7 protein-coding genes are annotated in these 9489 nt (G+C 71.1%); 4 read left to right on the top strand and 3 right to left on the bottom strand.

Annotated elements, in window-relative coordinates:
• Together ACIRDX_RS17740 and ACIRDX_RS17735 are read left to right on the top strand one after the other, a co-directional pair.
• On the top strand, positions 1-2571 hold a 2571-nt coding region (locus ACIRDX_RS17740), incomplete at its 5' end, for a carboxypeptidase regulatory-like domain-containing protein (RefSeq protein WP_396626772.1).
• A gap of 98 nt (positions 2572-2669) precedes the next feature.
• Positions 2670-4118 carry an alginate export family protein gene (locus tag ACIRDX_RS17735; RefSeq protein WP_396626771.1) on the top strand — a complete coding sequence of 483 codons (1449 nt, stop codon included), beginning with the start codon at positions 2670-2672 and terminating at the stop codon, positions 4116-4118.
• Between the two features lie 13 nt (positions 4119-4131).
• On the opposite strand, the gene ACIRDX_RS17730 is transcribed toward ACIRDX_RS17735, so the two are convergent.
• The 3 genes from ACIRDX_RS17730 to ACIRDX_RS17720 form a co-directional block, all read right to left on the bottom strand.
• Entirely contained in the window at positions 4132-5208 is a 1077-nt protein-coding gene (locus ACIRDX_RS17730; RefSeq protein WP_396626770.1) for a glycosyltransferase, read from the bottom strand.
• Positions 5205-5948 carry a phytanoyl-CoA dioxygenase family protein gene (locus ACIRDX_RS17725; RefSeq protein ID WP_396626769.1) on the bottom strand — a complete coding sequence of 248 codons (744 nt, stop codon included), beginning with the start codon at positions 5946-5948 and terminating at the stop codon, positions 5205-5207. Before ACIRDX_RS17725 ends, ACIRDX_RS17730 begins: the two co-directional genes overlap by 4 nt.
• 217 nt (positions 5949-6165) lie before the next feature.
• Positions 6166-7461, bottom strand: a complete 1296-nt coding sequence (locus tag ACIRDX_RS17720) for a hypothetical protein (RefSeq protein WP_396626768.1) — start codon at positions 7459-7461, stop codon at positions 6166-6168.
• 71 nt (positions 7462-7532) lie between these two features.
• Between ACIRDX_RS17720 and ACIRDX_RS17715 the strand changes: the two genes are divergently transcribed.
• Together ACIRDX_RS17715 and ACIRDX_RS17710 are read left to right on the top strand one after the other, a co-directional pair.
• A complete protein-coding gene (locus ACIRDX_RS17715) occupies positions 7533-8672 on the top strand; it encodes an acyltransferase family protein (protein ID WP_396626767.1) in 1140 nt (379 codons plus the stop codon).
• 104 nt (positions 8673-8776) lie between these two features.
• On the top strand, positions 8777-9489 hold a 713-nt coding region (locus tag ACIRDX_RS17710), incomplete at its 3' end, for a serine hydrolase domain-containing protein (protein WP_396626766.1).

The following is a 9489-nucleotide window of genomic DNA, read 5'->3' as shown; positions in this document are numbered from 1 at the left end:
GGCGGGAGCGGCACCGGTCCGGTGGAGTGGTTGACCCGCGACCACGCCGTGCCGACCGGCGGCAACGCGACGGCCGTGCTCGAGGGCGTGAGCGCGAACGGCCGCCACGTCGCCTGGCGCTCGGCGGCCAACAACTTCGTCCACTTCTCCGTGGTCGCCGACACCAATGGCGTGGACGACGTGTTCGTGCGCGATCGCGTGGCGGGCACGACGGAGGTGAAGAGCGTGGTGCCGATCGGGGCACCCTCGACAGCCAATGCGGCGAGCCGATCGGCGACGTTGCTCGGCGGCGGACGCGTGGCCTTCTTCAGCGACGCCACGAACCTGCTGATCACGCCGGCGACGACCGGCACGAACGTCTTCGCGCCGACGCCCGAGCTGGCGGACCTCTCGCTGTCCATTGCCGACGCGCCCGATCCGGCGCTCGTCGGCCGGCCCGTGACGTACGCGTTCACGGTCGCCAACCTCGGCCCGGCCCAGGCCACCGACGTCGCCGTGGTCGTGCCGGTGCCCGGCGACGCCACGAGCCTCGTCGTGCAGGGCGGGCTGACGCCGGTCGGCGGCGTCGTGCGCTTCGACATCGGCGCACTGGCCGCAGGGACCACCGCGACGCGCACCATGGCGATCACCTACGGCACGCCGCGGACGGCCTCGGTGAGCGCGACCGCGTCGTCGAGCCAGGCCGATCCGGACGCCACCAACGACAGCGCCGTGCAGACGACCGCCATCGTCAGCACCACCACCCTGCCGGCCGTGACCGGCACGGTGCGCGACGGAGGCGGGTCGGCGCTGCCCGGCGTGACCGTCGCCGTCGCCGGCAGCGCCTCGGACGTGGCGATCACCGGGGCAGACGGCACCTACGTGCTCCCGAACCTGCCGCCGGGCGGCAGCGTCACCGTGACGCCGTCGGCCACGGGCTACACGTTCGCGCCGGCGTCCGTGTCGCTGACCAACCTGACGGCCGATGCCACCGCGAACTTCACGGCCACCTGCGCGTCGGCCATCTCCGGCGTCGTGCGGGACCGCTTCGACGGCCCGCTCGCCGGCGTGCAGGTCGCGCTGTCGAGTCCGGCCGTGACCACGCTCACCGACGCCGACGGACGATACACGCTTGTCGGGGCCGCACCGGGCCAGGTGGTCACCCTCACGCCGAGCCGGACCGGGTTCACGTTCGAGCCGGCGTCCGCCACGCTCACCACGGCTGCCTGCGGCACCACGCCGGCCGCGTTCGTCGCGGCGACCGGGTCCTACACGCGCTACTTCGCCGAGGGCGCGACGAGCACGTTCTTCGACACGTCGATCGCCCTGCTGAACGCGAGCGGGACTCCGACGACCGCGCGCCTCACCTTCCAGACGTCGACGGGCCAGGACATCGTGCGCCTCGTGCCGCTCGGCGGCTTCCTGCGAGCCACGATCAACCCCAAGACCATCGTCGGCCTCGAGGCCGCCGAGTTCTCCACCGTCGTCTCGTCGGACCAGCCCGTGGTCGCCGATCGCACCATGCGCTGGAACGCCTCCGGTTACGGCAGCCACGCCGAGACGAGCATCGCCGCGCCGCGCAGCCAGTGGTTCCTGGCGGAGGGCGCGACGACCGGCGGGTTCCAGCTGTTCTACCTGCTGCAGAACCCGAACGACGTGCCGGCGACGGTGGACGTCCTGTACCTGCGGGCGGGTGCGGGTCCCATCAGCCGCTCCTACCTCGTGCCGGCGCGCAGCCGGCAGAACATCTGGGTCAACCGCGAGGGCCCGGAACTGGCCAGCACCGAGGTGTCTGCGGTGCTCACCTCGACGCTGCCGATCATCGTGGAGCGTGCGATGTACCGCGATGCGGCCGGGCAGGTGTTCGCCGCCGGGCACGAAGCCGCCGCCGTCGCCGGCCCCTCGCAGCAGTGGTTCTTCGCCGAGGGCGCCACCGGTCCCTATTTCGACCTGTTCTACCTGTTGAGCAACAGCGGCGGGTCCGACGTGACGGTGGAAGGTCGCTACCTGCTGCCGGACGGGACCGTGCTCTCCAAGACCTACGTGGTGCCGCCCACGAGCCGCTACACGGTGTGGGCCGATCAGGAGACGTTCGCAGGTCTGACCGGCCTGCCCCTCGCGAACACGGCCGTGTCGGCGACCTTCAGGGCGATCAACGGCGCAATCGTCGCGGAGCGTGCGATGTGGTGGCCCGGCGACTCGACGCAGTGGTCCGAGGGCCACGTGTCGGTCGGGGCGCTGCAGGCGGGCACCAAGTGGGCCCTCGCGGGCGGCGAGGTCGGCGGCGCCTTGAGGAGCGACACGTACATCCTCATCGCCAACACGTCGAACACCGACGGCACGGTGCTCGTGACCCTGGTGTACGAGGACGGCACCACGAGCGTCTTCACGCGCAGCGTCAGGGCCAACTCGCGGACCAACGTCGCGGTCAGCGCCGAGGTGCCGGCCGCCGCCAACCGGCGCTTCGGCACGGTGGTCGAGAGCCTCGGGATCACCCCGGCGCAGATCGTGGTGGAAGGCGCCACCTACAACGACGCCAACGGCGTGCGGTGGGCCGCCGGATCGAACAACCTCGCGACCCGCGTGCGCTGAGCGTCGTGGGAATCGGACGGTGCGCCCTGCCCCATGCGACGCGGGGCGCTTCCTGCCGATATCCTTGGCGGCGCGCCTCAGCGCGCCTTTCGCCTTCGATGCTCTTCCGTCCGCACCTCGCACTCACCCACCCGGTCCTGCGCCTCGCCGTGCTGGCCCTGATGGCGGGCACGAGGGTGTGGGCGCAGGGGGCAGCCCAGACCACGGCCGCCCCGGCGCCAAAGCCGCAGCCGTCCTTCCAGGTCGAACAGCGGGGGTACGGCCTGCGGCCAGAATCGGAGCCGCCCCGGTACGTCCGGCCCGCCAACAAGACCGGCCTGCCCGGCTTCGAGGATCTCGACTGGCTCGATGTCGGTCTCGAACTGCGTACGCGCTTCGAACACCACGACAACGACTACCGCCGACAGGTCTCCGTGGTGGACGACTTCGTGCTCTGGCGCACCCGCTTGTATCTCGGCGTGCGCGAGGGCCTCGGGCCGCTGAGGCTCGCCGTCGAGCTCGTCGACTCGCGCCGGAGTGGAGGACAGTTCCCTCCCGACGAACGCGACATGAACCTGACCGAGCCCATCCAGGCCTATGCCGAGCTCTACTTCGCGGCGGGGGCGGGCAAGGGGCGCCCCGTGAGCATCAAGGCCGGGCGCCAGGCGTTCGAGTACCTCGATCGACGCTTGCTGGCGCGCAACGAGTGGCGCAACACGTCGAACACCTTCGACGGACTGCGCGGCACCGTCGGACGGGCCTCGAATGCCTGGCAGCTCGACGTGCTCGCCCTGCGGCCGGTGCGCCGACTGCTGTCGGGGCTGGACCAACCGGACGACACCCAGTGGCTGGCCGGGGCCATCCTCGACCTCCGCCGCTGGTCGCGCGTGGCCACGCTGCAGCCGTACGTCCTGCACCTGTCGCAGGACGTCACCAGGGCCACGGTGCGCACCGACCGGGACATCCCGACCGTGGGGGTGCGCGCCTTCGGGCTGGTCGGGCGGACCGGCGTGGACTGGGACGTCGACCTGGCGGCGCAGTCCGGCGAGGATCGACCGCGGCGCCACCGCGCGTCGGCGTTCGTGGTGGAGGGTGGCTACTCGCCGAAGCATCCCTGGAAGCCGCGCTTCAGTACCAACCACACGCACGCCTCCGGCGACCGCAATCCCGCGGATCTGGCCAGCAATCGCTTCGAGCGGCTCTTCGGCTTCGCCCGTCCGTTCTCGGCCAGCGACTACATCCAGTGGGAGAACCTGCGCGCGCAGAAGGTGCGCGTCGAGCTCACGCCGACGCCCGCCCTCCGCATCGACGCCGGCTGGAGCGCCTACTGGCTCGCCAGCGCAACCGACCGCTGGAACGTCGCCGGCCTGCGCGACCCCAGCGGACGCAGTGGCACGCACATGGGCAACGAGTTCGATGTCCGGGTGCGCTTTCCGGTGACGCCTCGTGTGGGCGTGAACATCGGGTACGCGAGGTTCGCCCCGGGCGAGTTCACCCGGACCGTGAGCGGACGGACCGCGCCCTCGCACATCCCGTACGTGGAAGTGACGCTGAACGCCTTCCGCTGAGGGCGACCTGCCCTCAACCCGTCTGCGATGCCGCCGTGCCCGGCGACTCCTCGGACGCGCGCACCAGGGCGAGGATGCCGGCCCGCGTGACGTCCCACCGTCGACGCTTCTCCGCAGACAGGACGCGGGCCTCCGCGCGCAACCTCTCGTGCTCGGCCTGCACGGCGCGGATGCCGCCGGCGATGGCGTCGGGCTCGTTGGCCACGTGCACCGCGCCGATCGGGAAAGCCTCACGGAGGATGGGCCAGTCGGAGACGACCACCGGGACGCCCTGAAAGATGGCCTCGAACGCACCACGCAGCATGGTGTGGTCGTGCGTCGTGAGGTCGAGGACGACATCGGCGCCGACGATCAGGCCGGCGTAGGCCTCGGTCGGCAGGAACCCGGTGAGCACCAGGTTGTCGGGCAGCGCGTCGCGCACACGACGCGGCAACACCGACGCATCGCCGGTGACGTGCAGTCGAACGTCTGGCAGCAGGCGCGCCGCGGCGACGATCGCGTCAACGGGTTCATCGTCGGCGAAGGAGCAGACGACCGCGACGGTGAACCGCTCGTCGCGGGGCCACGGGCGAATGGCGTCGAACACGATCGGGACGTCTGGCACGAGCGTGGCGTGCGCGTCCCAGGCCCGTACCCGGCTCGCGAGATGCTCATTCGTGACGAACGTCGTCACGGCGCGACGGCACGCCCAGCGCTGGAGCCACTGCAGGCGCTGCCAGCGCGGCAGCACGAAGGCACACGTGTGGGCGTCGAGGACCACGCGGGTACGGCGCCACCAGGCATACGCGAACGCGGGGAGCGCGGCGAACACCGGCGGCGTCATGACGCAGACGACGTCGGGGCGTTCACGGCGCAGCACCCGCAGCGTGGCAAACGCCTGCAGCAGGTACTTCGGCAGGATGGTCACGGGATGGCTGCCGAGCCACCCCGCGTAGACCATGAAGGACTGGCCGCCGAGTTCGCGCGCGGTGTGATCGGATCGGCTACAGTGCGGCGCCCACGACACGTAGACGAGCCCCCTGGAGGCCGACGCGGCACGCCGCGAGTCGTCCCGGGAGTCGGCGCGACGCGTGGAGGTGCTGTCGCTCATCGCGCCCCCGCCGCGAGCCGGGCCATGCGCTCGAGGACGATGGCGGGATGCAGCTTGGCGAGCCGCCCCCAGGGACCGAAGTGGATGATCCACGCCCGACGCACGTCGGCCGTGCGGTTGGGGCCCGTGTAGTGCAGCGTCAGGGGATGGTGCACGGTCAACCCGCCGAGCGGCAGCGGGCACACCACGGCCTGCGTACCGTCGGCATCGTGCACGGCGCGGACATGCCCGCCGGCTCGACGGCCATGCGCGCGCAGGCCTGCTTCGTGGCTCGCGGGAATGAACTGCATGCAGCCGCTCTCGACGGTCACTGCCTGCAGGGGGATCCAGAAATGGAACGTCCGGAGCAGGCGCCGGTGCCCCGTGTACGCCTGGTCCTGGTGCCACGGCGTCTCGGCGTCGTTGAAGGGCGCCTTGTAGATGGCGTGGTCGAACGAATAGCCGACCGACGGACCGCCGATGGCACGCGCAACATCGCGACAGCGACGGAATGCCTCGGTGGCGCGCAGCCGCGCATCGAGGCGGCTCGGTCGCTCGATCTCGGCACTGCGTGGCGCGACGGTGTCGTCGGCCGGCCGCGCGGCGAGGTCGCGCTTCACGTCGCGCGGCAGGTGGTCGAAGCGCGCGAACAACGGATCGAGCAGCGCGCGCACTTCGGCGATGGCGCCGGCCCCCAGGACCTGCGGCAGGACGAGAAACCCGTCCTCGCGGAACCTGGCTGCCTCTTCGATGGACAGCATTCCCCGGACTCCTTCACGCACACGCAGGACACTTCGCCGGGGAGGCGGCGATCGCACACCAGACGTGCCCACAGGACACGCCACGAGGGTCGCCCGGGAGTGCGCGCCGGGCGGCAGTCGCAGAGACGCTACCCGAAGAGAGCGTCTGACGCCACCCCTGGTCGCGCGACAGGCGGACCGCCGGGTCCGCGCGCCGCGACCGCCGGGGCCGAAGGGGTCAGAAGGCCCAGGTGGTCACCTGGCCGGTCGGGTCGATGCGCCGGATCAGCATCTCGTCGTTGACGTACGCAGTGCCGTCGGGCGCGAAGCAGAGGTCGCGGGAGTACTGGAAGTAGGCCAGCGGCGAGGGGCCGTCCATCGGGTGCGAGGCCATCCACGTGCCCTTCGGGATCTTCGTGCCCGTGATCGGCACCACCGTGGCGTTGACCTCATCCACCCGCAGCAGTTGCAGCGCGTCGAACCCGCGCTGCTCGAACAGCATCAGGTCGCTGATGATGTGGATCCGACCCTTGCCATCGACGGCCATCGCGCGAATGCCGTCCAGGTGCGCCTTCGCGGGGCTGATCCGCGTGGCCTTCTTGCCGAAAAGGACCCGGCGGTACGTGCCGTCCGGCTTGATGCGCCAGATCACCGTGTAGAGATCGTGCACGGGCCGCGCAACGGTGAAGGCGCCGGCGGTGACCAACTCGCCGTGGACGGCATCCCACTCGAGGTTGGTGAGCACGGGACGGTCCTCCCGCGGCACGGTCTCGTTGCACACCACGTCCGCACCGAGCACGGTGGTGACCTGCCCGTCCTTCGAGATGCGCCGCAGCGCACACCACTTCTGGTCGGCGACCCACAGGTTGCCGTCGGTGTCTTCCACCGGGCGGTCCGCCTCGTTGAATCCGGCAGCGGCGGCGGCCCCGTCACCGGCGCCGACCTTCCCCTGATAGCTGCAGTCGCCTGCCGAGCCGGCAAGTGGCGACACGGCACCCGCCGCCGTGATGCCCTGGATCGACCCGGGCCCCGCGAACAGGATGCGACCGTCGGCACCGAGCGAGAAGCGCTTGGGCGCCGCCGCCGTCTGCGCGAATGGCGCGCCGCACGTCCGGCTCGGCCGGAGGCTCTCGGCACGCGCGTGGAGCGGCGTGACGGCGCCGTCCGGCGCAATGCGCCAGAAGCCCGCCGCAAGCGGCCGCGCGTCGGCATCGAAGCCGGCGCGCCCGCTGACGACGACGCTGCCGTCGGCGGCGCAGCGCAGGCTCTCCGCCTTGGCGAAGAGCGGCCGCGCGGGGTCCATGTACGGGTTGGCGATGGTCACGGTCGGTCGCGTGTTCTCCGTCGCGAACTTCCGGCCCCACCCCGCATCGGGCGTGGCCGGGCGGGGCGCGTCGGCGACCTTCTCGCTGGCCGCCGGGGCGACGAACGCCGTGGGCCGGGCCGGCCGGGCTGTCGGCTGCGCGACGACCACGGCACCGACTGCGGCGAGGCTCACGGCGCACAGGACGAAGCGGGTGGCTCGGTGAAGCATGCCCGCAGTCTAGTGCAGGTGATCGCGGCAGCCATGGAGACGCTGTCGTACCATGCCGCACACCCATGCCCATGAGCAGACGCGCGCGCCGACGCGCGGACCAGCGGACGCGCCCCGTCACGACGCCGGTGGCGCCAGTCACCGCACCTACCGCACGTCTGGTGTCGCTCGACGCCTACCGCGGACTGATCATGCTGACGCTGCTCTGCGGCGGCATCTTCCACTCGCTCGCCGGGCATCCGACATGGGGCTGGCTCTCGAGGCACAACGAGCACGTCGCGTGGGAGGGCGCCGTCTACTGGGACCTCATCCAGCCGGCCTTCATGTACATGGTGGGCGTCGCGATGCCCTTCGCCTACGCGGCACGCGCCGCACGCGGCGACACGTGGATCGCGCAGGCCGGGCATGCGGTGCGCCGTGCGGCCATGCTGGTGCTGATCGGCGTCCTGCTCGACCACATCGGGGCCGAGCGCATCCAGGTCGGCGGCATCCGGGTGCTCCAGCAGATCGCGTTCGGCTACCTCGTCGCCTTCCTCGTACTCGGGCGCTCGCTCCGCACGCAGTCGCTCGTCGTCGCGGCGATCCTGGTCGGCTACCAGTGGCTCTGGATGGTCAACCCGTGGAACGGCCCGGGCGGGCCATGGGCGCAGGCCAACGAGAACATCGGCAGCGCGTTCGACTTCTGGCTGCTGGGCCGTCACTACAGCGGCTACTACGTCGGCATGAACGCCATCCCGTCGAGCGCCACCATCATCATGGGCGTGATGGCCGGGCAGTACGTGCGCGACGGCCGCGACCTTCGGCGCACGGCCCTCACGCTGCTGCTGGCCGGCCTGGGCGGCATCGCAACGGGCCTCGCGCTGAGTCCGTGGTTCCCGCTGATCAAGCGCATCTGGACGCCGAGCTTCGCCATCTACGCCGCAGGCTGGACGACGCTGATGCTGGCGGCCTTCTACTGGGCGATCGAGGTACGGGGGTGGCGCCGTTGGGCGTTCCCGCTCCTGGTCGTCGGCATGAACTCCATCGCGGCCTACGTGATCGGCAATGCGTTCGGCGGCTGGTTCCGCAGCGCAACCCGGGCGTGGGTCGACCTGCTCGCCCCCGCGCTGGGCCCGGTGTGGCTGCCCGTGGTGCGGCAGGCACTGTTTGCGTCTGCCGCGTGGGCGATCCTGCTCTGGTTCTATCGGCGTCGCGTGTTCTTCAAGGTCTGACCCGCACACGCCTGCGCCTGACGGGGGCATGGCTCGGGCGCAGTTGGGTCGCGGCGCCACACACCCACGTGCCTCCGACGGGAGCGGGCGGCTATCATGCGCCGATGCGACGCGCAGTCCTCGCCTTCACCCTGGTCGCGGCCCTCGCTCCGGTCGCCGCGGCCGACCCGGTCGACGACTACATCCGCGGCGTGATGGCCGCACGGAAGATCCCCGGCGTGTCGATCGTGATCCTCCGCAACGGCACGCCCGTGAAGTCCGCGGGCTACGGGATGGCGAACCTCGAGCTCGAGACCCCGGCCACGCCCGACACCATCTACCAGTCCGGTTCGCTCGGCAAGCAGTTCACCGCAGCCGGCATCCTGCTGCTGGCCGAAGACGGCAAGCTCAAGCTCGACGATCGCCTGGCCCAGCACTTCCCCGAGGGACCCTCGGCCTGGCATCGCATCACGATTCGCCATCTGCTGACGCACACGTCCGGGCTGAAGGACTACGGATCGGACGAGCTCGACTATCGGCGCGACTACAGCGAAGCCGACCTGCTCACGGTCGTGCGGTCCATGCCGCTCGAATTCGAGCCGGGCACGCAGTGGAGCTACAGCAACACGGGCTACCTGCTGCTCGGTCTGCTCACCTCGCGCCTGACGGGAACGCACTGGAGCGAGTTCCAGGCCGCGCGTGTCTTCCGACCACTGGGAATGTCGACCACACGGGTCATCTCGGAGCGGGACATCATCCGGAATCGGGCGGCCGGGTACGAGCTCGACGCGAAGGGCGACGTGAAGAACCAGGAGTGGGTGGCGCCCTCGCTCAACCG

Origin of the sequence: Luteitalea sp., from assembly GCF_044337415.1 — a bacterium.
GTDB lineage: Bacteria > Acidobacteriota > Vicinamibacteria > Vicinamibacterales > Vicinamibacteraceae > Luteitalea.
The sequence above is the reverse complement of the archived record's forward strand: the minus strand, read 5'-3'. Positions and strand labels throughout refer to the sequence as shown.

What these genes read in the sequence shown, in the direction of transcription:
- ACIRDX_RS17735 (WP_396626771.1), top strand. Translation starts at nt 2,670, where the DNA reads ATGCTCTTCCGTCCGCACCTCGCACTCACCCACCCGGTCCTGCGCCTC.
- ACIRDX_RS17730 (WP_396626770.1), bottom strand. Translation starts at nt 5,208, where the DNA reads ATGAGCGACAGCACCTCCACGCGTCGCGCCGACTCCCGGGACGACTCG.
- ACIRDX_RS17725 (WP_396626769.1), bottom strand. Translation starts at nt 5,948, where the DNA reads ATGCTGTCCATCGAAGAGGCAGCCAGGTTCCGCGAGGACGGGTTTCTC.
- ACIRDX_RS17720 (WP_396626768.1), bottom strand. Translation starts at nt 7,461, where the DNA reads ATGCTTCACCGAGCCACCCGCTTCGTCCTGTGCGCCGTGAGCCTCGCC.
- ACIRDX_RS17715 (WP_396626767.1), top strand. Translation starts at nt 7,533, where the DNA reads ATGAGCAGACGCGCGCGCCGACGCGCGGACCAGCGGACGCGCCCCGTC.